Here is a 24,396-nt window from a genome sequence, read left to right as displayed (position 1 = left end):
CTGAATCGTTAATGTTATTATCTATAGCTATAGTACTCTATATCCTAGTTGGAGGCTTTATTGTCATCAGGTTACTTTTAAATGGGATGCGCCCTACCAAAACATTAGCTTGGTTATTTACCATTTTTACTATCCCTATTGGTGGAATCTTTTTGTACCTGATGTTAGGCAGAAACCGAAGAAAAAACAAACTTTTTAAACTCAAACACACACCAAAAGTAACCTCATACATAAAAAAAGCGTTAAACCTCTATTCTCCTATAACAAAAGAAGAATACGCAGAACATCATAAGATGGTTTCTCTAATTACCAGAAACTCTTATTTTGCACCTTGTACAGGAAACGAAGTAAAATTACTTAAGAATGGCGAGGCTACTTTTCAAGCAATTTTTGAAGCTTTAAAAAACGCAGAGCACTTTATTCATCTGGAATATTACATTTTTGAAGAAGGTGAATTAACAGCTAATCTCTATAATCTCTTTCAGGAAAAAATAAAAAACGGAGTAAAAATACGGGTTCTTTATGATGGTATTGGCAGTATATCTCTAAGCAAAAAATATATTCGAAAACTTGAATACATCGGAGTAGAAGTCCATAAATTTCTCCCGATAAGATTTGGCAAGTTTTTATCATCAATAAACTATAGGAATCATCGCAAAATAATAGTTGTAGATGGCAAAATTGCTTTTACTGGAGGTATTAACGTATCTGATAAATACGTAAAAGGAGATGTTAACCTTGGAGTATGGCATGATATTCATTTACAACTCAAAGGACCTGTAGTACATAGTCTTCAAAGCATTTTTGCTATGGATTGGTATATGGTAAGTGCTAATGATGATATATTAGACACATCATATTTCTATTCATATCCAAAGTTAAAAGGATCTACGGTTCAGATTGTGCATAGTGGTCCTGATTCTGATTTTTCAGCAACTCAACAGATGTATTTTTCTATCATCACTGAAGCCAAAGAATATGTCTATATCACCAACCCTTACATCATTCCTGGAGAATCAATTCTCGACGCACTAAAAATTACATCAATGAGCGGGGTCGATGTACGGATATTACTTTCAGAAAAATCTGATAATGTTATTGTAAAATGGTGTATTCGTTCGTATTTTGAAGAACTACTACACGCAGGAGTAAAAATACATCTGTTTCCTGAGGGTTTTATACATAGTAAGACTATAGTAGCCGACAATACAATATCATCTGTAGGAACAACAAATCTCGATGTTAGAAGTTTTGAACAAAACTATGAAGTAAATGCAGTTATTTATGATGATAGTTTTGCTTTAGAACTTAGAGATGAATTTTTAAGAGATTCTGAAAACAGTAAATCATTAGATTTTAATACTTTTATACAACGCCCTTGGAGCGAAAAATTAAAAGAAGGTTTTGCAAAAATCTTTAGCCCGGTTTTATAAATTCACTACTAGTATGAAAATTTCAAAAAACATAGGATTGGTTCTTTCAGGAGGAGGATTTAAAGGTGTTGCCCATATTGGTGTTACACAGGCTTTGGAAGAAGCAGGAGTAACCCCCAATTTTGTTTCTGGTACTAGCGCAGGCGCTATTGTTGGCGCACTATATGCTGGGGGGTATTCTCCTAATGAAATGAAAGATTTTTTCAAAAAAACCCCTTTATTTAATTTTAATCGATTTTCTCGTAAAAAACCAGGTTTTTTGGATTCTGAAAAATTTCAAAGCGATCTATTGACATACTTTCCTGAAAACTCTTTTGAGACATTACAAAAAAAACTATTTGTTACTGCTACTGACCTAATAGAAGGAAAAGCAAAAGTATTTAAGAGCGGAGAATTGACTAGACCCTTGCTGGCTTCTGCAGCGTTTCCTGGTGTTTTTACTCCCGTTATGGTCGGTGAAAGTTTATATGCAGACGGAGGTATTTTGGACAATTTCCCTGTTTTACCACTAAAAAACTATTGTGATGTTATCATTGGTGTCGATGTATCTCCAATCAAGAAACCTAAGATTACAGATTTTAAGCACTCATACAATGTAATGCAACGTGCATACTACTTAAGAGCCATGCCAAATGCTGAAGTTAAATTTAATCAATGTGATATTATAATCCAACCAAAAAACCTGGCTAATCACGGTATTTTCAATACTAGCAATCAGGATAAAGTGTATGATCTGGGATACGACGAAGCAAAATTACAATTAGAATTATTTCTAAAAAATCTAGAAGAATGATTGAAGAAATAAAAAGCAATTACGGTAACCTTTTTGAAGAGGAGCTCCTACAGGAAATAAACAGAATAGGTACTTTTAAAGAAGTACCTGAAGGTTTTGAACTCATTAAACCAGGGAGTTATATCAAATTCATGCCTTTGATCATTAGTGGAGCCATTAAAGTTCTGAGAGGTGATACCGAGGGAGATGAATTATTATTATACTTTTTGGAACGCGGAGATACCTGCGCAATGACCCTTTCTTGCTGCCTGGGGCATCATACGAGTGAAATTAAAGCCATTGCAGAAACAGATACCAAATTAGTCATGATACCAGTTGAAAAAATGGAAGAATGGACCACAAAATATAAATCTTGGAGGAATTTTGTTTTTGACAGTTATCATAAGCGATTAATAGAGACGATCGAAACGATAGACAGTATTGCCTTTCTGAAAATGGATACCAGACTATTAAAATACCTTAAAGAAAAAACCAAAATCAATCAATCAAAAACAATCAATACTACCCATCAACAAATAGCATATGATCTTCATACCTCTAGGGTAGTTATCTCGAGATTACTAAAAAAGCTTGAAAAAGATGGTATTGTAAAGCTCAACAGAAACAACCTTGAAGTACTATAATTTATAGTTCCAATGTAACAAATGTTACTGTAAGACCTCTTCTCTCAAGCTATTTTTGAGAAAAAATACAATATGGAGGTTACAGAAATTCTTGGATATACAGGGGCACTTATCATAGGAATAGTTCTAGGATTGATAGGAGGTGGAGGGTCTATCCTAACCTTACCTATACTTGTATATCTGATGCATATAAATCCTGTAACGGCAACTGCCTATTCGCTTTTTGTAGTAGGAGTTTCTGCATTGGTCGGTACTATCAATAATTTAAAAAAAGGGTTAGTGAATATCCGTACTGCAATAGTATTTGCTACACCAGCGTTTATCGCAGTTTACTTAACTCGAAAATATCTGGTCTCTGCAATACCTGATCATCTTTTTCGTGTTACCAATTTTATGGTCACCAAAAACATTGGGATCATGATTTTCTTTGCCATTATCATGCTTTTGGCTTCAATATCAATGATAAAAAACAATAAAAAGAGTACTATTCCAAAAGCTAAGACACCATATAACTACCTATTGATTATATTAGAAGGCACTGTTGTCGGAGTGACAACAGGTATTGTTGGAGCTGGTGGTGGCTTTTTGATTATTCCTGCTTTGGTTTTATTGGCAAAACTACCGATGAAAAAAGCAGTCGCTACTTCTTTGTTTATCATCGCTATTAAATCTCTAATAGGCTTTATCGGAGATGTAGAAAACCTGAAGATAGAATGGAGTTTTTTATTCATTTTTACCACAATCTCAATAATTGGTATTTTTACAGGCATGTATTTATCCAATTTTATCGAAGGTAAAAAATTAGAAAAATGGTTTGGTTGGTTTGTTTTGGCTATGGGTATTTATATTTTGATTAAAGAATTAAGCTAAAATAAGCTTTGTAACAATTGTTACTGTATTGCACTAATAATTGCCTTACTTTTGAACAATAAACAATAATTGAAAGTTTTTCTTTACAAAATGGAGGAAATCTTAAAACTAGAACGAATGAAGATAGAACAACTATATACAGGATGCCTAGCTCAAGGAGCTTATTATATTGAAAGTAATGGTGAAGTAGCAATCATAGACCCTCTTAGGGAAATAAAAACATATATAGAGAAAGCTAATAATGATAATGCAAAAATCAAATATATTTTTGAGACACATTTTCATGCAGATTTTGTAAGTGGTCATGTAACCCTAGCCAAAGAGACCGGCGCAGATATTATATTTGGACCAAGTGCCGCCCCCTCGTTTCAAGCTACTATCGCTAATGATGGTCAAGAATTTTGTTTGGGTGAAATCACAATAATTGCATTACACACTCCAGGGCATACTATGGAGAGTACTACTTATCTTCTTCGAGATAAAGATGGTAAAGATCATGCGATTTTTAGTGGAGACACTTTGTTTTTGGGTGATGTAGGGCGCCCCGATCTTGCACAAAAAGCTGCTAATATGACTCAGGAAGAATTGGCAGAAACGCTTTACGACAGTTTACGAAACAAAATCATGCCTTTGGCAGATGATGTCATCGTATATCCTGCTCATGGTGCTGGTTCGGCTTGTGGCAAAAATATGATGAAAGAAACGGTAGATACACTGGGTAATCAAAAGAAAATGAACTACGCCCTTAGAGCTGATATGACCAAAGAAGAGTTTGTAAAAGAAGTGACCGATGGATTGTTACCTCCACCTCAATATTTTCCTCTTAATGTAAAAATGAATAAGGAGGGATATGAAGATATTGACCAAATCATCCAAAAAGGAACAAAACCCTTGTCTCCAGAAGATTTTGAAGCTCTGGCTAACGAAAGTGGCGCTGTAGTTCTTGATGTAAGACATCAGAATGAATATGTAAAAGGACATATTCCCAGATCTATATTTATTGGTATTGCTGGCGGGTTTGCTCCATGGGTTGGTGCCTTAATTGCCGATACAAAGCAACCCATACTTTTAGTAACACCTGAAGGAAAAGTCGAGGAAACGATTACACGATTATCAAGAGTAGGGTTTGACAATACGCTTGGATATCTTGAAGGTGGGTTTGAAGCCTGGAAAAAAGCAAGTAAAGATTATGATACGGTAACTTCTATTCCTGCTTTAGAACTGAAAAACATTATAAACAACGAAGAAGTCCCAATTTTTGATGTACGTAAGGAAAGTGAATTTGTAGCAGAACATATTGACAAGGCTCATAACTCTCCTCTGGATTTTATAAATGATTATCTAACCGAGTTTCCTACAGACAAAACATTTTATATACATTGTGCAGGAGGATATCGTTCTGTTATTGCAGCATCAATCCTAAAAAGTCGTGGTATTCATAACCTCATCGACATTGCTGGTGGATTTAAGGATATTAAAAATGTAGGTATTACAACCACAGATTTTGTATGCCCGTCTACTTTAAAGTAACCTAAAAATAAGGGCTATGTAACATATGTTACTGACGAGCAATTTAGAATTCTTTTTCTTTGTTGCAAATATCATGTAATGAATTGGATCTATAATCCCTGGCCTTGGTATCTATCTGGCCCACTAATGGCATTAGTATTAACAATACTATTAATGATCGGAAAACGATTTGGAATGTCTTCAAATCTAAAAACAATTTGTACCATCTGTGGCGCCGGAAAAGTATCGAGTTTTTTTAGGTTTGACTGGAAATCTCAGCAGTGGAATCTTATTGTTGTTCTTGGAGTAGTTATTGGCGGGTTTATCGCTGCTAACTTTTTATCTACAGACAATACTGTACATATTAATCCCGAAGTAATTTATGACCTTCAATCTAAGGGCTTTACAACTGCTGGAGAGATGTATATGCCTGATTTATTATTTTCTAACGAAGTGTTCACCCAACCTAAAGAACTTCTTTTACTCATTATAGGTGGGTTTCTGGTAGGTTTTGGAGCACGTTATGCGGGTGGTTGCACCTCTGGTCATGCTATCTCTGGGCTAAGCAATCTACAAATACCTTCACTTATAGCTGTAATCGGCTTTTTTATTGGTGGATTAACTATGGTACATATTATTTTCCCTCTAATCTTTTAAACATATGCGCTCAATTATATATTTAGGTATTGGTGTTTTTTTCGGAATTATTTTATTTAAATCTGAAGCAGCTTCATGGTTTAGAATTTATGAAATGTTTCAGTTTAAATCCTTTCACATGTACGGAATTATTGGTTCTACAGTAGGAATAGGCATTATCGTAACACAACTTATAAAAAAATATGCTCCAAAATCTTTTTATGGAGCTCCTATTACTATTACCCCAAAAGAAAAAGGATTTAGTAGATATATCCTAGGTGGGATTTTATTTGGATTGGGATGGGCGCTAGCGGGAGCATGTCCTGGTCCAATATTTGCATTATTAGGAGCGGGTTATTTTCCTATAATTATTGTTCTTATATCTTCAATTCTTGGTACTTTTTTGTATGGAATTGTTAAAAACAAACTACCCCACTAATTCTGTAATATTTGGCATTATATATCGATATTTTCCCCGATAAGTTCCTCTACAATTAGTAATTGTTGCCCTTTTAATGCCCAAACCAATACTTTAACATAATCACCAACAGCTTTTCTGATGTTTTCGGGCTCCGTAATATCTATAGATCCTTTCCAGATTAATTCTCTCTCTTTATCAGGGCAAATACAATAGAGAGATGATTCTGCATGAAAAACCTGATACTCTTCATAATAATCTTCATCATGATATATTTCTTGGTTTTGATAATAATCATCTCTAAAACTCTTGAAAGTTCGGTCTAGATTTCTATATGCTTTTACTACGGTAACCTTATCCTCTACTCCTAATACTTTGGAAAGTAAAATTGCATCAAAACCTTGGGCTATTAGCTTAGATTCTAAACTCATTAATTCTTCTTCTGTTTTTGGAGAACTGGTAAAAGAGTTTTCAAAAAAGTCTATACTTTTAACAGTATTTACCCCGCTCTTTTTGAGTTCTGCTGCCAGTTTCTTTTCGAATACTTTCCTTACACCTTCATCCTGAGTCATCCCAATTATCAAAACTTTTTGCGCTTCGAATGTTTCAATATCAGGGTTTTTCCAGTTTTCAACCAACTCACTAGATGTGCAACCATAAAATGATCCAATCGCAATTATAAGAAATACAACTAACTTATTCATATATACCAGTTTTAGTTTATTAAACTTTTAATAGTTTTCTTTATACAGTATTCTGTTTAACCTTTCTACTACTATCTTCGTATACTCTGGTGTTTTTTCGATAATTGATTCTCCAGATATTACATCTACATCTTTCAAAAGGATATTACTACTCCCTACAGTAGAAAGGATAATTAATTTACCTACCTGATCGGGATGGTTTTTAATAAATTTTTTTACATTGCGAGGAGGGCTACCATACTCCCATGAGTTTATTATGATTAGACCATCCCACTTATCAATATCTACTGTAAATAACGTATACGCATCTATTACCTTAAAATATATGTCATCTTTCTGATAATACTTAAGGATGCTTTTGACCAATGAGTCCTTGAATTTACTTCCTTGAGAAGCTATTAAGACTTTAGTTTCAAGGTTGGGGTTATGAACCTCGAAAGGAATGACTGTATCCATAGAATATGTATACTCATACCACGCCCAAAACCCTGCAAACAATACCGAAACTGACAATAATATAATTTTAATGGTATATTTCATGTGTTTACAATATCATTTTGCAGTAAGTGTTTTTTAAAGAGTATGCTGCTGGTATTTTTTAAAATATGTTCTCACCAAAGCTTTCGTTTGGTTATCAGTCATACTATCTGCCTTAAGAACATCTTGTACCTTCTTACCAATTTCTTTATAGTTTTCGATTAATTCTTTGTTGAATTTTTCTGGAGTTTCTGCTGGTCCATAAATTATGATCTTGTCTGCTTCTTTTACATAAGCTATTACTCTCTTAAAATATGCTTTAAATTGATGTTTTTCACGTTCCAAAAATTTACTATCCTGTACAACATCCTGAGGTCCTCCTTTAACTTTTGTTCCAGAGCCACCATGAATACGAAAGTTTTCTATTTCTGACATTATTGTAATCATGTCTTCGCCACCTTCTTTTAGTGTGATCACATGAGCTTTTTCTTTATCTATCCAGATTCCTATGTACTTCATCTGTTTATATTTTATCGTTATACAATAATCAACAAGCAGTTATCACAATCTAACTGCTTGCCGAATTTATCTCTTAAGTTGTCTAATTTGTAAAATCATGTAATGCTAGGACGGGTACCTTAGAATTATATCCTAAATTTTTAACCATTGGTTTAGAAAAAATACTTCCAAAAAAGCTATGTCTTCTATTAATAAAAGTCACCATATCACTGCTTCTGCTTTCTACAAATGCGCTTAAACCTCCTTTTACATCTACATTACTTAATGTATGAAAACTATGATCGAGACCCTGGAAATTTTCTTCAAGAAGTTTCTTGTTATTTTCTTGTTCTTCATCCAATTCATCTTCATTCGTAACATAAAGGACTCGTATAGCCGCTTTGGTAATTTTTGCTATTTCTATAAGATATTGAAGTTCTCTACGTTTAAAAGAAGTTCTATAATCAGTAGGAAATACAATCTCCTTAGGCTCTTTATAATTTGCTTCTGAAGGAATTGCCATTACGGGGCATGTTCTTACTTTTTCCATAACCAAAACCGTATTGCTACCATAAATCAAATCACTGGCATTGGTTGTACCCTTGGTTCCCATGACAACCATCTCTATATCTTGCTTTTCTACAATATTCTTTATAGCTCCTAATAAATCATTGTATTGAGAAACCATAAAAAACGCATGATTGGGGTAGTCATCTCTAAAACTCAATCTCTCCAGAATTTTGCTTAATCCTTGCTCTGATTTCTCTTTTGCCTCATCATATAGGCGTTCTCCTGGCTCGGGAACCATCATACTATCTAATGCGTAACCTGACACATTAAAAGCATTAAGAACATAAAAATCAACAGTTTCGTTTTTGTACAATTCTAAAGCGTATGTTATAGCATTCCAAGCATTTCTTGAAAAATCTGTGGGTAATAAAACCTTCTTTTTCATCATAATAGGTCTTTAAGATTAGTTCCATAAATTTAGGAATCTGACCCACTAAAAACTATGACAATTATCAGCTTAGTTCAGGAATAACTAAGAACGGTACAGAAAGATGGAAACCAATTTTTTTAATAACAGGTTCGCGCGTGATACTTTCCATAAGACCATGTTTATAGTATGACATGCATAGCATATCAATATTCATTTTGTCTATAAACTCATTAATAAGTTTTGCTTTTTGAGCAAACCGAGGAATCCAATGTATACAATAATTAAGCTGTTTAAAATTTTCTTTAAGACTCTCTAGGTTATATTCTTGCATTTCATCTAACTTTTCTTCTTCATGAATATGCATTACTCTTATATTGGATGAAAACGCAGTAGCAATTTCCAAAAGAGGTTTTAGTTCTTCGGGATTATAAAGTGACTTAAAATCCGTAGCAAAACCTATCTCTGTTGGTTTTTTAAAATCAAACTCATCTGGCACAGCTAATATTGGACAATCCTTAATTTTTTCTATAACCTGTACTGTGTTACTTCCTATAAGAATTTCTTTGGCACCACTGGCTCCTTTGGTTCCCATAACTACAAGATCAATTTTCTTACTTTTAATTGTTTTATTAATAGTATCAGTAAGTTTTTTGGACACAGAAATAGTTTCAAAGGTGTGTTTAAAATCTTCAGAATCCCTAACAATAGAATGATATGTCTCTGTAAGCTTTTCTTGAGATTCATTACTTAATCTTTTGTATAACTTTTCTCCCTTTTCAGTATCTATTCTACTAGTTAGAGTTGGCGTATCTACCTCGAATGTATTTAAAATATAAAATTGACACGCTTGATCTTGAAATAGACGAGTTGCATAAAAAAGAGCACTATAAGCGTTATTAGAAAAATCAGTTGGGACAAGTATTTTTTTCATTGCTTTAAGGTTTAGGTTATACCTCAAAATTATTTTTAAAATATCATAATTACTATGACAAATCTCATATCCTTAAACACTTTTCACCTCAACATCTCCTGGAATTACTAAAAAAGGAATAGTAATATCAAATGTCATCTTTTTGATAACCATTTCCTTTAACACCCCTTCTATAAAACTATGCTTATAATTAATCATTATCAAAATATCAATCTCTAACTCCTCTATAAATGCTTGAATAGCATTTTTGATGTTTGAAAAATTAGAAATAACATGAAAGTCATATTTTACATGTTTAAAATGCTGTTCTAAAGAGGTAGAATTATATTGCTGGATAGCATCTAACCCTGGTCTATCATAAATATGAATTACTCTAATAGTTGCCTCATTACTTTTTGCAAAATCCAATATTGGAATTACCTCAGATTTATAGTACATTCTTTCAAAATCTGTTGCAAAAGCTATTTCCGAAATTTTCTTATAGTAAGATTCTTCTGGTATAATTAGAACGGGGCAATTCGATATATTCTTAACTACTCTTTGTGTATTACTCCCTAAAAAAACTTTTTTGGCACCTGTTGCTCCTTTGGTCCCAATAATAATCATATCAAAAGAAATCTCTTTTTGGAGTTTATCAATAACTTTTACTAAATCTCCTTTTTCACTAATAGTTTTGAAAGTATGATCAAAACCAGGTTCAGAATTATAGATATCATCGAGAGTCATTTTTAGTCCTTGCTCGGATTCTATCTTAACGGCTTTGTATAAATGCCCTACTCGTTGGGAGCTTACCGTATTTAACAATTGAACCGGATCGAGATCATAAGTATTAAGCAAACAAAACTCGCAAGAAAAATGTCTATACATTTCTATAGCGTATAATATCGTGTTCCAAGCATTGTCAGAAAAATCTGTTGGAATTAGAATTTGTTTCATCTCTTTTATCATATTATCATATCACTAAAATATTTCTAAAACACCAGTAATTCTATGACAAATCTCAGCTCTTTGATGAATTGTTTTAAGATTACTTCATAACTGATGAGATAGTAACAAAGCACTTATTTATATTTTTTTAAATGATCAACACATTGATACACAACTTATTTTTTACCAATTAATTGTATATCAATGTATTGACTTGCTAAAAAAACGAAGCCGTCTGAAAAGCTAACCTTTTTGTCAAAGTGAACTTGTTGAAGTTTTTACACTACTAATCATCAATTAGTCCTCGACAAGCTCTGACTGACAATGTGGTTTTTAAACATACTCTTCAGACAGCCTCGTTTTCTTATTGGTAAGCAGATTACTAATCTTTTACAAACCGTTCAGAATATTCTTGCCCTTCTGTAATGACTTTTAATACATAAAGTCCCTTTTTCAACTGAGTAATTGAAATAGAATCAGACACCAATGCTCCAGAAACAAGTACTCTACCTCCCAGATCTACAATTTCGTACCTAGCATCCTTAGTAGCAGAAAACTTTAACTTTAATATCCCATTCTTTACAGGATTTGGCACAATGGTTAATTCTTTGTTGACACCATACCTTCCTACTTCTGTTTTCCCAGATCTCATATTCGGATTGTCAATAATTTCTACAGAATAATCTTCTACTTCTCCATAACTAAATTGTTGGCAACTCTTTGGAAACCCTGCAAGCTTCATACTTACTCTCATTCTAGTTTTTCCTAAAAGAGCTCCCCATGGCACAGTAAAAACTTCGCTTACCGTTTTATTTTTTGTTGGCCAAACTCGAACTACTTCTTCTCCATTATCCTCGAAATCGCCATCCTGATTAAAATCAATCCATACTGTATACCCTAATAAGTATTGAGTACCCAAAGAGGTTTGGCTTATAGAAATAGTATATGTCTTTTCTTTAAGTAAAGATGTACTTATCGATGTATAATCCTCATAACCAGGAACACTCCCTCTGCTTTCATTGTTAACCCCAGATAATTGCACTCTACTTATATACTCATTCTCTGTAGAGTTTCCATAAGACCTACAATAGGAGAGCCTACTCCCTGTGGTTACTACAATCATATCACTAAAAGGAGAAAGGTTACCAGCTGCATCCCATGCTTTAACATTGAATTTGTAAGTAGTATTTTCTAATAAATTACCAATTGTTGCAGTGGTTCCATTTACAGATGCCACAACTACTCCATCCTGATACACGTCATAGCCTATAACACCTACATTATCTGTAGAAGGTTCCCAAGATAATACAACAGAAGCCTCTGTAATATTTGAAGCAACCAATCCTGTAGGTGACGTTGGCGCTATAGTGTCCCCGATTCCTGAGGTTGCCAAAGGAACTTTCCATATTCCACGACCATAAGTTGCCGCAATCAGTACTTGATCTTTCAGGTTTACTTCAAGATCTTTTACAGAGGTATTTGGTAAATTCGAAGAATAATTTACCCAGTTTTTATCACCTTCTTTGAGATATACACCAAGATGAGTTCCTACATAAATATTCTGAGTACCTTTTTGATGTTTTATAACCAACTTTCCTTCATCAGGTAAGTTATTATTAATGTTTTCAAAAGTTGTTCCTCGATTAACAGACATATAAACTCCACCACCATTATAGGAGCCTCCAGTAGTAACATACAATATATTACTATTATCATTATGCACTTCTATTGAAGAAATTGGGTTAACAAAATGGCGTACCAAAGACCAATTCACTCCTTGATTTGTTGTTTTATATAGTGTTCTCCAAGTAGCAGCATATATAACATTAACATTATTTGGATCCTGCTCTAAATGCTTAAGCCTTCCTCCAAAATTAAAATCAGATACCTTAACAAAGGAATTGGTTGTAAGATTTAATTTATAAAACTTAGAATACCCTGCATATATATTTCCATCGGGAGAAGCTATCAATGGGGTAATCCATTCTCCTTTTTCGGGACCATAAACAGTTTTTTCATGCGTTAATCCTTTATCACTTGTAAAATGTAAAGAACCTCCTTCTTGAATAAACCCAAAATACCTGTTTTCATTTGCAGGATCTACCGCACAATCCATACCATCTGCTCCGTGATATACATTCCATGTATTACCATTACGAGCATATCCTCCATTATCCTGCAATCCACCAACGAGCGCATCAGAGCTTCCATTCTCTGCTACTGATATTCTATAGAATTGACCTATTTGTAATCCTTTGGTCAAATCTGTAAAACTAGCTCCATCATTTTCTGAAATATAAAAACCACCATCACTTCCACAGAACAACTTACCATTATAGTATCTTAAAAAATGGATGTCTGCGTGGGTATAAGTAACTTGTGTATGATTGCTCCAATGGTTAATTTTGGTAAAGGCATCTCCTCCATTAGTAGATTTCCACACGTTTAGACAACCTACAAAAACTATTTCGGGGTTTGTATCCGAAACTGCCAAAGCCATATCATACCATGCTTGCTTGTTTTCGAATATATTAGCCGTTTCTAAAGTTTTAGTAAAAGAAACACCACTATCAGTAGATTTGTATAAGCCTTGAAAACTTTGATCAGTTTTAGAGCTTAATACATATACGTAATTAGGATTGGCTGGAGTAACATCAATAGTCATCCTCCCTGAATGTAAAGGAAGGTTACTTTGTATTCTAGTAAAGCTATCGCCTCCGTTTATCGATTTGTAAAACTCATTATTGGTAACCGCATAAACCACATTAGGGTCTCCTGGCTTAATTTTGATATCTTTAATATTACCAACCAAAGTATTACTCCAGGTAGTTCCCGCATTTGTAGTTTTGTAAACTCCCTGATCAGTAGCTACCCACAAAATATTTGAATTAGTTGGATGAATAAAAATATCATTGCTCGAAGCATAAAATGAGGTAAATTTTAGTCCTGTATGACTCCAAGTAACTCCTCCATCAATAGATTTCATCACACCCACACTATAAGAATCTGAATTATCATCATCACCGGTTGATATGTATATTGTGTTAGAATCTTTTGGGTCAATGGCAATACCAGAAACCCCTATTTGTGGTAAATAATCAGACAGTGGAGTCCAATTAAGCCCTCTGTCGGATGATTTCCAAATACCGCCAGCCGGAGTTCCTACATAATATATATTAGGATTACTAGGATCTGTAACCGCCACATTTACTCTACCCTGACCCGGTGACCAACTAGTCGTATTCGTATGAGCATAAGGCCCCACTGAAGTCCATGTTACCGGACTTCCCGAAGTTGGTTGCATTTTTTGTTTTTTCTCCCACTGATCCCATAAATTTTGAGGTGTTGATATACTTCCGTCAGGTGTTAGCGCATATTGCCAGTGTTGTTGCCACCTCTTAAAAGGTTTATATCCACTTCCTTTTTGGTTAGGGTCATGGTTTTTCCAATATTCATTAAATGCTTCTACTTCTGATTGGAATTGATTTGAACTTTCAAATCTGTTGATTTCCTGAGCCCATGGGGCATCTATATTATACTGTGCATAAGACATAGTACATGCAAACCCAATAAGGGCAATAAATAGTTTTTTCATAATAATTAATTGAAAGATTTGATTTTAAGATTTACAAACAAGCAAGATCATATAGTATAGATCCTGAGTTTTTTTACTCAAATAAACATTAAAGTAATTTTCCTATTTGTATAAGATATATCGTAAGATATAAGAAGCCATTGCCCATACAATTTCTTGTCTAACAGAAACTGTTTGATGAGAAAAAAATAATTTGTTGGTTACACAAATTTATTTACATATAACGACTCATATCGACCGACTACATATGCGTTTTAAGAGAAAAATGGTCTGTTTAACGAGTGCTATTGCTTAATTTTTTGAAAATATAATGGGTATATCATTGGTTTATTGGTTTAATTTTATTGTGTGAAAATCGTTTTAAAAAACCTAATGCTAAATTGAGAATACAAATTTCATAAAAAAATAATATAAATCAGAGCATAATTATTTTTTTCGATTAAGTACATATAGAGTCCTTAAATAGCTGTTTTACAAGGATATTTTATCAATTTTATAATTTAGTTATACCGATTAAACCTACAAATAACAAGAATTATAAATTCTAATCTGTTTCTAAACGGTCATTAAAATCCTGATTCTCCATTTTTTTATACAAGTAAAACTATCAACAACCAACTAACATGGCGCGAATTACACTTCAAATATACAGTGTAGGAAAAAACGTACATTGAAAAAATTTACTTAATTCAAAAAAATTAACATACCCAAAGAAGATTACAAATCACTTTGGGCATGTTGTTATCAAGTTAATAATGAATTAACTTATTATCAAAATATATCGTAAGATAATTAGCGAATTCGTTCTTCTGAAGGAACTACCAAAAACGGAATATTGGTATGATACGCTACCTGATTAATTACTGGTTTAAACAAGAGATTTTCGAAAAACGAATGTTTGTTATGGATCATAATCAACAAATTGATTTTTTGTTTCTTTTCAAAATCTTCAACAGCCTCTATAACATCCACCCCTTCTGCAATATGAAAAGCGTGAGTATTCCCACTAAAATACGTATCGAGAAAGCCTTTAACCTCCTCCTGTTTTTCTTTTAAAGGCTCTCCATAATACGCATTCAAAATATTAAGCCTGCTCGCATGTTTATCACAAATGGTTTTTATCAAAGACAGATATCTATTATGGGTATTTAGATTAAAATCTGTAGGAAACAGAATCTCCTTAGGTTCTTCATATATATAACCAGAAGGAACTGCTATCACCGGGCAATTTACTTTTTTAATGGTATACATAGTATGGGTACCTATAAAAACTTCTTTGGCACCAGTAGCTCCCTTGGTCCCCATTACCACAAGGTCTATATCATGTTTTTCGACAACTTCTTTAATTTCTCCAATCAATGTATTAAACGCTGATAATCTAACGAAACTGTGTTTTGGATTAGCAAATTCTTTCTTGATTCTTTCTTCTATTCGCTCAACATCTCGCTTAGAGTTCATCATAGCTATATCTTCCATACCATAAGGGTTGGGATTTTCAACAAGATATCCCGTATGATATGATACAGGAGTAAAGGTATTGAGCAGATAAAAAGTAACCTCTTCATCTTTAAAGAAATTCATAGCATATGTAATCGCATTAAATGCGTTATCAGAGAAATCAGTGGGCAATAATATATGTTTCATCGTATTGGTTTTAATATCGTTGTAAATTCTGCATGGCCAAAAAAGGGATTTTAATATGTAATCCTATTTTATCTATAGTAGATTGATATATAATACTCTCTAAATATGAACGCCTAGAGTTTATCATCACTAAAAAATCTATTTGATTCTTTTCAATAAACTGATTTATTGCACTTGTAAGATCTTCTCCTTTTTCTTGATAAAATACTAATTCTGACTCTGATAACGATGCTTTCAAAAAAGTTTTATTATCCTCTTGCCTAATCGATAGCGTGTCATAGTCTGATACATAAAGAAAGTTAACGACAGATCTAAAGCTTTTGGTTAATGTACTTAGTAATTTTAGCTCTCTTCTTTTAAATGGCAACATGTAGTTCGTAGGAAACAAAACATTCTTTGGTTGGTTATAATCACATTCACTTGGTATTGCCAATAGAGGACATTTTACATATTTTAAGACTTGTAAAGTATTACTTCCAAAAGTTAGTTTTCGATCATCCGTTTCCCCTTTAGTTCCCATAATAACGAGATCAATATTTTCTTTATCTACCAAATCATTTGCTTCATCAATTAAGCTTCCAAACTTGGATAATATTTTATATTGATGTCTTGGGTTAGGAGAAATCTCATGTAAAGACATCAGAATATCTTCTAAAGCCGCATCAGATTTTTTATGCGTGGTTTCTTTTAATTCTTCAAAAACATCTCTTGAAACCAAATCGTTATGATCATAAACTTCATCGCTATAAGCATGCAAAATAAAAAAATCAGAGCGTTCGTACTTAAAAAGCTCAACGGCATACCGTAGAGCATTCATTGCATTTTCTGAAAAATCGGTAGGAATTAATATTTTTCTCATTGTTCTAGTTTTCAATATCTTACAATCAAAACTAAAAAATAATAGAGTTAAAAACTATGATTTTTATCAGTGAAACGATCATGATATTTATCATATAATATCATACAGAACTTTTTGAAATTTGTAACAAATAAATTCTATGTCTGAGCATACATGCTTTCATTGTGGAAATGACTGTAATAAAACAGTAATTAAATTTGATCAAAAAACATTCTGCTGTAATGGATGTAAAACGGTGTTTGAAATTTTTTCGTCCCACGACTTAGATTGTTATTACGACTTGCAATCTGCTCCAGGTGCTATACCCGAAGAAGTAAAAGGGAAATACGATTATCTAGATACAGCTGCCATATCCGAAAAGCTAATCGAATTTAATGATGGTAATACTCAGATTATCACACTATACATCCCGCATATACATTGTAGTTCATGTATATGGATCTTAGAAAATTTACATAAACTTCAACCCACAATTACGGCTTCGCATGTTAATTTTCCTAAAAAAACCGTACGCATAACATATAATAGTAACTCTATTTCTCTAAAAGAAGTAGTTGTTTTATTAAACTCTATAGGCTACGAACCATATATTAGTCTAGATGATTACTCTGCAGGAAAGCAACAAATTAACAGAAGCCTGATTTATAAACTAGGTATTGCTGGCTTTGCTTTTGGCAACGTAATGTTCTTATCTTTTCCAGAGTATTTTGAAGTGTCAGAGTACTGGCTAGAGCAATATAAACATGTCTTTCGTTGGTTGATGTTTGCTTTTTCATTACCTGTAGTGTTTTATGCGGCTCAGGATTATTTTGTTTCAGCTTATAAAGGATTACGATCCAAAATATTAAATATAGATGTTCCAATTGCATTGGGTATTTTAGTGCTTTTTCTAAGGAGTACCGCAGAAATCATTTTTGACTGGGGTACTGGATTTTTTGATAGCCTTACGGGGTTAGTGTTTTTTTTACTATTAGGTAAATTTTTCCAACAAAAAACATACTCCTTTTTATCTTTTGAAAGAGATTATAAATCCTATTTTCCCATTGCTGTCACAAGAATTTCTTCTGCACTACATCAAAAAGAAAGGAAAGAAGAAAATATTCAAGTATATGATATTAAAAAAGGAGATAGACTATTAATCCGAAATGGAGAATTAATTCCTGTTGATGCAATCCTTATCGAGGGCAATGCTCAAATTGATTATAGCTTTGTAACAGGAGAAAGCGAATCCGTATCCAAACAATCCGGAGATACTCTTTTTGCCGGGGGGAGACAACTCTATGGAGCAATAGAGGTCGAAGTCTTAAAATCAGTAGAACAAAGCTATCTTACCCAATTGTGGAGTAATGATGTATTTAATAAGGATAAATCCGAATCTTTTACCAATCTTACTGATACAATTAGTAAATATTTTACTATTACAATTTTGTGTATCGCAATTATCGCTACGTCTTTTTGGCTATTTGCAGATACATCAAAAGCAGCGCAAGTTTTTACTGCTGTGCTTATTATAGCATGCCCATGCGCATTAGCACTAGCCAGACCATTTGCTTTAGGTAATATTCTCCGTATCTTCGGAAAAACAAAGTTCTACCTCAAAAATGCTGACGCTATCGAGCGATTGGCAATGGCAGACACTATGATTTTTGACAAAACAGGCACCATTACAACCACAATTACCAATAAGGTTACATATGAAGGGATGGAGCTTACTCAAGAAGAAGAATCATTACTAAAAAACACATTGCGTGCGTCAAATCACCCCCTCAGTAGAACACTCTATGATATACTCGCAGAACATGATATCTTAACATTAGACGAATATCAAGAACATGTAGGAAAAGGAATTGAAGGCAAATTACAGGAAGATACTATCAAAATAGGATCTGCAAAATTTGTAGGAAATAACCCAAACTCTAAAACAACAAATACAGCTGTTCACATAAGTGCTAATCAACAATACAAGGGTCGTTATGTTTTTCACAACCAATATAGGAAAGGCGTAAAAAAAGTCTTTAATCAACTATTTAAGGATTATAAGCTTGCTATATTATCAGGAGATAATGATGGTGAAAAAGAGTATTTAAAACAAATACTTCCTAAAGACACTTCTTTATCATTTAATCAAAAACCCGATGACAAATTAAACTACATCAAATCATTACAATACAACAACCAAAAGGTAATTATGGTTGGTGATGGATTAAATGATGCTGGTGCCTTGGCTCAAAGTGATGTTGGTATTTCGGTATCAGAAAACGTAAATGTTTTCTCCCCTGCATGTGACGCGATTCTGGATGCTTCAAAATTTGATAAAATCTCAACCTATCTCGACATCTCCAAAAGGACTATCAGAATCATTAAGTCAAGTTTTGTTTTATCATTTTTGTATAACTGTGTCGGGTTATATTTTGCTGTAACTGGACAACTTTCCCCAGTAATTGCAGCGATATTAATGCCTCTAAGTTCTATTTCTATAGTAGCCTATGTTACTGTTCTCACAAACTGGCATGGAAGAAAACTAACTCAAAAAAATCAATGAATTCTTCTGTAGAACATAATCCAATACAATATTTTCAAAAATGGTTTTATGAAGTAGACAAAGCTCACCCTGAGGATGAAACCAACATTATGTTACTTTCTACCCATGGAGAAGATGGTTTTCCTAAAAGCAGAATCGTATTATTAAAACGGTTTACCTGGGAAGGGTTTGTTTTTTTTACAAACTATAATAGCGAAAAAGGAAAAGCAATTAAAAAAAACAACAATGTCTCTCTTGCCTTTAATTGGGTAGCTGCAAAACGTAGAGTTCTAATCTCTGGGAAAGCTCAAAAAACTGCCAAAAACCTATCCGAAGGGTATTTCGAATCAAGACCAGAAGGAAGCAAATTAAGCGCATGGGCATCTGAGCAAAGCCAAATAGTTACTTCCAGAAAAGAATTAGATGACCGTCTCAAATACTTTGAAATTAAATTTAAAAACCAAACTATCCCAAAGCCAGAGTATTGGGGAGGCTATCTTGTTAAGCCCAATAAGATTGAATTTATAGAACAAGATACATTAACAGGAATCCAACGCATTATTACATATCAGTTATTGTTGGATTATAGGTGGTCAAAAAAAACCAGCTATACCCATAAAGAGATGTAATCTGTCTAATATCAAAAATGAATACGGAATACATGAATTTACATAATTTTTCTTAATCCCCAAAAACTTCGACAAACCAAAAAAGATTTTGACTTGTTTTAAATGTTAATTTTAACATTTATAAAGGCTAATATTTAATACTATACTTTGTAGAATTCCCTGCTTTTTTCTCATATTAATTTAGTTCACTGGATGTTAGAGTTACTTCCAAAAAAAATAAAAGACTAAAAAGTATTTTATCCTTATTTAGACTCAATTAATATACTGGTTTCATGACAATTATCATGCTTTAAAACTTCATTTGAGAATAGTTTTATGCTTATATTATAAGGTGAAAAAAGACATCTAACTATTTGGTTTATTCTCTTATCCCAGAAAAGCTAATAGGTTCCTTAGGATTTAATTGAAGAGCAAGAATGCTTGTTAAATTTTACACCTTTTATATATAATCATTTTTTACGTTACGAACACTAAATCTGACACATATAGTTGAGTGTAATTATTAATGAATCAACATTTACTGTAGTTAATTTATAATCAAATCTTCCTATGAAACTCTTTAAAATCAGTACCCTATTTTTTTTCACATTATTCTTTATCAACGTTAATGCTCAATTAAAAATTGATGCAGAAGTACGTCCGCGATTTGAATATCGACATGGGTTTAAAACACTTTTCCCAGACAATACAGATCCAGCGGCTTTTGTATCCCAACGTACCCGACTCAATGCTGGTTACAAAATGGATAAATTAAACTTTTATCTAAGTATGCAAGATGTACGAGTATGGGGTGATGTACCACAACTTAATACCGCAGACAAAAATGGTTTTAGCGTTCATCAAGCTTGGGGTGAAATTCTTTTTACTCCCAATGTCTCATTAAAATTAGGTCGCCAGGAAATCTCATATGATGATCAACGTATATTTGGTAATGTTGGTTGGGCGCAACAAGCAAGAAGCCATGATGCTGCACTTTTTAGATATAATAAAGCCTCTTTTAAGTTTGATGTAGGTTTTGCTTTTAACCAAGGAGAAGAGTCTTTAACAGAAACTACTTTAACCACTCCTAACACCTATAAAAGTATTCAATATGCGTGGTTACATAAAGACTGGCAGGATTTTTCTGGAAGCCTTCTTCTTCTAAATAATGGATTACAATTTACAGATCCCGATAATTCTGATAATAATGAAACCAGATATAGCCAAACTGTAGGTTCTCATTTAAAATATAATAAAGAAAAATTTGGTCTTGTATCAAATCTCTTTTATCAATTTGGAAGCGATGTTAACAATAATGATCTAAGTGCCTACTTATTAGGATTAGAAGCAAACTATAAAGTTTCTGATCAATGGAAATTAGTATTAGGAGGAGAACTACAAAGTGGTAATGACAACGGTGCACCAGCAAATGGAAACAATGAAGCTTTTACTCCTTTCTATGGCACCAATCATAAATTTAATGGATTAATGGATTATTTCTATGTTGGTAATCATATTGGTAATGTAGGACTAGTTGACCTGTACTTAAAAGCTAGTGTGAAGTTTAATCCTAAATCTACATTAAACATTGCAGCTCATAATTTTATGACGGCTTCTGATCTACCTGGGGATGACTCCAAACAATTAGGATCAGAAATAGACCTTGTGTATTCCTATAACTTTCAAAAGAATATAAATATCAAAGCCGGTTACTCTCACTTATTTGCTTCAGACGGAATGGAAATCCTAAAAAACAATTCTGATGGTAACACCAATAACTGGGGGTGGATTATGGTAACAATTAAACCAACACTATTTACAACAGATAAATAACAAAATTATGCCTATTAAGAGCTATCTAGCACATCCACACGAAGGAAAAAAAAATGAACTCATCAATGCTTTATCAGCAATAGATCAATGCGAAGTTATGCCTGCAGATAATAAGGATTTGCTCATCTTAATTACAGAAACAGAAAACAAAGCCGAAGAAGCTATTCTTAAAGAAAAAATAGAAACAATAGACAGCTTAAAATTGTTAGCTATGGTTTCTGGATTTAATACACCACAAAACAACTAGCATTATGTATACATCTCTCACAAATAGAAGAAAATTCATAAAGAAGATGGCAATGTTGTCTGCTATGACCGCAGCAGCAACTATGTTTCCCGGAATATTATTTGCCGATGAACAAGAAAAGGGACTACCCAGTGGAGACATTGACTGGAAAAAAGCTCCTTGCAGGTTTTGTGGTGTAGGATGTGGAGTTCTCGTAGGAACAGAGAACGGAAAAGCTGTAGCGGTAAAAGGAGATCCAAAATCCCCCGTAAACAAGGGATTGTGCTGTGTAAAAGGATACCATTCTATAATGGCAATGTATGGCAAAGACAGATTAACAAAACCGCTGGTTAAGAAAAATGGACAATATGTAGAAACCTCAATGAAAGAAGCTCTGGATCTTATTGCTTCCAAAATGAAGGAAACTATAAAAGACCATGGTAAAGATGCAGTATCCATATATGGATCAGGGCAATGGACTATTCCAGATGGATATGTAGCTTCTAAGCTTTTTAAAGGATGTATAGGAACCAATAATGTAGAGGCCAATGCTCGTCTGTGTATGGCTACCGCAGTAACTGGTTTTCTAACCTCTTTTGGACTTGATGAACCAATGGGATGTTATGAAGATATCGACCATGCAGATGTATTTGTTTTATGGGGAAATAACATGGCAGAAATGCACCCTGTGTTATTTTCTAGATTGTTGGATCAGCGATTAAAACGAGGTGTAAAAATTATTGATTTTGCTACTCGTACGACACGTACAAGTATGGCGTCGGATAAATCAATTTTATTCCTGCCTCAAACAGATTTAGCCGTTGGAAATGCGATTTGTTATGAAATTATAAACAATGGTTGGGTAAATACATCTTTTGTTGAGAAGCATTGCAACTTTAGTAAAGGTCTAACTAATATGGGGTATGGTTTAGAAGATAATTTCAAATTTAAAGATAAACCAGAAAAAATTGATTTTGAAGCTTATAAAGAGTTTTTAAAAGATTATACTCCAGAAAAAGTTGAAAAAATATCTGGAGTATCTGCTAAAGATATTAAGTACATGGCTGCTTATTATGGTAATCCCAATAAAAAGGTAATGTCTTTTTGGTGTATGGGACCTAACCAGCATAGTAGAGGTACCTGGATGAATAATATAATATACAATATTCACCTATTAACAGGTAAAATATCAACTCCAGGGAATAGTCCATTTTCTTTAACAGGACAACCAAGTGCATGTGGTACGGTTAGAGAGGTCGGCACCCTAACTCATAAACTACCGCACGGAGTAGTAATGAATAAAAAACATCGCGAATTTGCTGCAAAAATATGGGATGTCCCTGTAGAAAATATTTCTCCAAAACCAACATATCATACCGTAGAAATGTTTCGTGCTCTGGATAGAGGAGATATTCGTTTTATGTGGATACAAGTTACCAATCCAATGGTAACCATCCCAAAATTAAAACGCTATAGAGACGGGGCAAAAAAAGAAGGTCGTTTTATAGTAGTTTCTGATATATATCCAACACCAACAACAGATATCGCAGATGTAATTTTACCTTCTGCTATGTGGATAGAACGAGAAGGAATGTATGGAAATTCTGAACGTAGAACCCAATATTTTGAGCAAATGGTGCAACCACCAGGTGAAGCTATAAGCGATACTTGGCAATTGATAGAAGTCGCTAAAAGAATGGGGTTTGAAAAGCAATTTTACTATAAAGAGGAAACTCATATAGAAGAAATATACACAGAATATCGTAGACATCATGATAATAAAAAACATAATATGGCTCCGTTAGAAGTCTTAAAATCTCAACCTGGAGCAATGTGGCCGTATGTAGATGGTAAACCTACCAAGTGGAGATTTAACTCTAAATATGACCCGGCATGTAGTAATGGTGAAGATTTTCACTTTTATGGAAAGCCTGATGGAAAAGCTGTAATATGGCAACGCCCCTATGAACCGGCCGCAGAAGAACCAGATAATGAATATCCATACTGGTTGTGCACAGGTCGTGTAGTAGAACATTGGCATACCGGATCAATGACTCGTAGAATTCCTGTATTACATAAAGCAATGCCACACGCCTATGTAGAGTTACATCCCGAAGATGCTAAACGCATGCAGATTAAAACAGGAGATAACGTAAAGTTAACCACAAGAAGAGGTGAGATTGTATTGCCTGCTTCTGTAAACCAAAGAGGGGTACCTGCTCCAATGCAAGTTTTTGTGCCATTCTTTGATGAAAATATGCTTATTAATGATATCACTCTGGATTCTTTTTGCCCAATATCCAAAGAACCAGATTATAAAAAATGCTCTGTAAAAGTAGAAAAAGCCTAAG

At 33.5% G+C, this 24,396-nt stretch carries 21 protein-coding genes; 12 read left to right on the top strand and 9 right to left on the bottom strand.

Annotation, left to right across the window (positions count from 1 at the left end):
* The first annotated feature begins 11 nt into the window (after positions 1 to 11).
* The 7 genes from cls (at position 12) to C1X07_RS07935 (ending at position 6,303) form a co-directional block, all read left to right on the top strand.
* On the top strand, positions 12 to 1,433 hold the full coding sequence (gene cls / locus C1X07_RS07965; RefSeq protein WP_103069444.1) for a cardiolipin synthase: 1,422 nt from the start codon (positions 12 to 14) through the stop codon (positions 1,431 to 1,433).
* Between the two features lie 13 nt (positions 1,434 to 1,446).
* Positions 1,447 to 2,226: a patatin-like phospholipase family protein gene (locus C1X07_RS07960; protein WP_103069443.1), complete on the top strand. Its 780-nt coding sequence runs from the start codon at positions 1,447 to 1,449 to the stop codon at positions 2,224 to 2,226.
* Complete coding sequence (locus tag C1X07_RS07955; RefSeq protein WP_103069442.1) at positions 2,223 to 2,849, top strand: Crp/Fnr family transcriptional regulator; 627 nt, start codon at positions 2,223 to 2,225, stop codon at positions 2,847 to 2,849. The genes C1X07_RS07960 and C1X07_RS07955 overlap by 4 nt, the downstream gene beginning before the upstream one ends.
* Before the next feature lie 72 nt (positions 2,850 to 2,921).
* A complete protein-coding gene (locus C1X07_RS07950) occupies positions 2,922 to 3,719 on the top strand; it encodes a sulfite exporter TauE/SafE family protein (RefSeq protein ID WP_103069441.1) in 798 nt (265 codons plus the stop codon).
* A 117-nt stretch (positions 3,720 to 3,836) separates the two neighbouring features.
* Positions 3,837 to 5,249: an MBL fold metallo-hydrolase gene (locus C1X07_RS07945; protein ID WP_103069626.1), complete on the top strand. Its 1,413-nt coding sequence runs from the start codon at positions 3,837 to 3,839 to the stop codon at positions 5,247 to 5,249.
* A gap of 78 nt (positions 5,250 to 5,327) precedes the next feature.
* Positions 5,328 to 5,885, top strand: coding sequence for a YeeE/YedE family protein (locus C1X07_RS07940; RefSeq protein WP_103069440.1), 558 nt, complete (start codon positions 5,328 to 5,330; stop codon positions 5,883 to 5,885).
* A gap of 4 nt (positions 5,886 to 5,889) precedes the next feature.
* Positions 5,890 to 6,303 carry a DUF6691 family protein gene (locus tag C1X07_RS07935; protein ID WP_103069439.1) on the top strand — a complete coding sequence of 138 codons (414 nt, stop codon included), beginning with the start codon at positions 5,890 to 5,892 and terminating at the stop codon, positions 6,301 to 6,303.
* 17 nt (positions 6,304 to 6,320) lie between these two features.
* On the opposite strand, the gene C1X07_RS07930 is transcribed toward C1X07_RS07935, so the two are convergent.
* The 9 genes from C1X07_RS07930 to C1X07_RS07890 all read right to left on the bottom strand — a co-directional run bounded on the left by C1X07_RS07930 (position 6,321) and on the right by C1X07_RS07890 (position 16,857).
* Positions 6,321 to 6,986, bottom strand: a complete 666-nt coding sequence (locus C1X07_RS07930; RefSeq protein WP_103069438.1) for a hypothetical protein — start codon at positions 6,984 to 6,986, stop codon at positions 6,321 to 6,323.
* Between the two features lie 27 nt (positions 6,987 to 7,013).
* A complete protein-coding gene (locus tag C1X07_RS07925) occupies positions 7,014 to 7,526 on the bottom strand; it encodes a hypothetical protein (RefSeq protein WP_103069437.1) in 513 nt (170 codons plus the stop codon).
* Between the two features lie 33 nt (positions 7,527 to 7,559).
* On the bottom strand, positions 7,560 to 7,982 hold the full coding sequence (locus C1X07_RS07920; RefSeq protein WP_103069436.1) for a hypothetical protein: 423 nt from the start codon (positions 7,980 to 7,982) through the stop codon (positions 7,560 to 7,562).
* Positions 7,983 to 8,064: 82 nt separating this feature from the next.
* Positions 8,065 to 8,919: a universal stress protein gene (locus tag C1X07_RS07915; RefSeq protein WP_241507213.1), complete on the bottom strand. Its 855-nt coding sequence runs from the start codon at positions 8,917 to 8,919 to the stop codon at positions 8,065 to 8,067.
* A gap of 64 nt (positions 8,920 to 8,983) precedes the next feature.
* On the bottom strand, positions 8,984 to 9,832 hold the full coding sequence (locus C1X07_RS07910) for a universal stress protein (protein ID WP_103069434.1): 849 nt from the start codon (positions 9,830 to 9,832) through the stop codon (positions 8,984 to 8,986).
* A 72-nt stretch (positions 9,833 to 9,904) separates the two neighbouring features.
* Positions 9,905 to 10,768 carry a universal stress protein gene (locus C1X07_RS07905; RefSeq protein WP_164914117.1) on the bottom strand — a complete coding sequence of 288 codons (864 nt, stop codon included), beginning with the start codon at positions 10,766 to 10,768 and terminating at the stop codon, positions 9,905 to 9,907.
* Positions 10,769 to 11,141: 373 nt separating this feature from the next.
* The gene (locus C1X07_RS07900; RefSeq protein ID WP_103069432.1) at positions 11,142 to 14,354 is read right to left on the bottom strand and encodes a VPS10 domain-containing protein; all 3,213 of its coding nucleotides are present in this window, start codon (positions 14,352 to 14,354) and stop codon (positions 11,142 to 11,144) included.
* Between the two features lie 792 nt (positions 14,355 to 15,146).
* Positions 15,147 to 15,998, bottom strand: a complete 852-nt coding sequence (locus C1X07_RS07895) for a universal stress protein (RefSeq protein WP_103069431.1) — start codon at positions 15,996 to 15,998, stop codon at positions 15,147 to 15,149.
* A gap of 10 nt (positions 15,999 to 16,008) precedes the next feature.
* The gene (locus tag C1X07_RS07890; RefSeq protein WP_103069430.1) at positions 16,009 to 16,857 is read right to left on the bottom strand and encodes a universal stress protein; all 849 of its coding nucleotides are present in this window, start codon (positions 16,855 to 16,857) and stop codon (positions 16,009 to 16,011) included.
* A gap of 139 nt (positions 16,858 to 16,996) precedes the next feature.
* Between C1X07_RS07890 and C1X07_RS07885 the strand changes: the two genes are divergently transcribed.
* From C1X07_RS07885 to C1X07_RS07865, 5 genes are all read left to right on the top strand, one after another.
* Positions 16,997 to 19,399 carry a heavy metal translocating P-type ATPase gene (locus C1X07_RS07885; protein ID WP_103069429.1) on the top strand — a complete coding sequence of 801 codons (2,403 nt, stop codon included), beginning with the start codon at positions 16,997 to 16,999 and terminating at the stop codon, positions 19,397 to 19,399.
* On the top strand, positions 19,396 to 20,007 hold the full coding sequence (pdxH, locus tag C1X07_RS07880; protein WP_103069428.1) for a pyridoxamine 5'-phosphate oxidase: 612 nt from the start codon (positions 19,396 to 19,398) through the stop codon (positions 20,005 to 20,007). Before C1X07_RS07885 ends, pdxH begins: the two co-directional genes overlap by 4 nt.
* Before the next feature lie 549 nt (positions 20,008 to 20,556).
* Complete coding sequence (locus C1X07_RS07875; protein WP_103069427.1) at positions 20,557 to 21,819, top strand: alginate export family protein; 1,263 nt, start codon at positions 20,557 to 20,559, stop codon at positions 21,817 to 21,819.
* 7 nt (positions 21,820 to 21,826) lie between these two features.
* Entirely contained in the window at positions 21,827 to 22,066 is a 240-nt protein-coding gene (locus tag C1X07_RS07870; RefSeq protein ID WP_103069426.1) for a hypothetical protein, read from the top strand.
* A 4-nt stretch (positions 22,067 to 22,070) separates the two neighbouring features.
* Positions 22,071 to 24,395 carry a molybdopterin-dependent oxidoreductase gene (locus C1X07_RS07865; protein WP_103069425.1) on the top strand — a complete coding sequence of 775 codons (2,325 nt, stop codon included), beginning with the start codon at positions 22,071 to 22,073 and terminating at the stop codon, positions 24,393 to 24,395.
* The last annotated feature ends 1 nt before the right edge of the window (position 24,396 follow it).

Source organism: Aquimarina sediminis (genome assembly GCF_002895435.1).
Classification (GTDB): domain Bacteria; phylum Bacteroidota; class Bacteroidia; order Flavobacteriales; family Flavobacteriaceae; genus Aquimarina; species Aquimarina sediminis.
The sequence above is the reverse complement of the archived record's forward strand: the minus strand, read 5'-3'. Positions and strand labels throughout refer to the sequence as shown.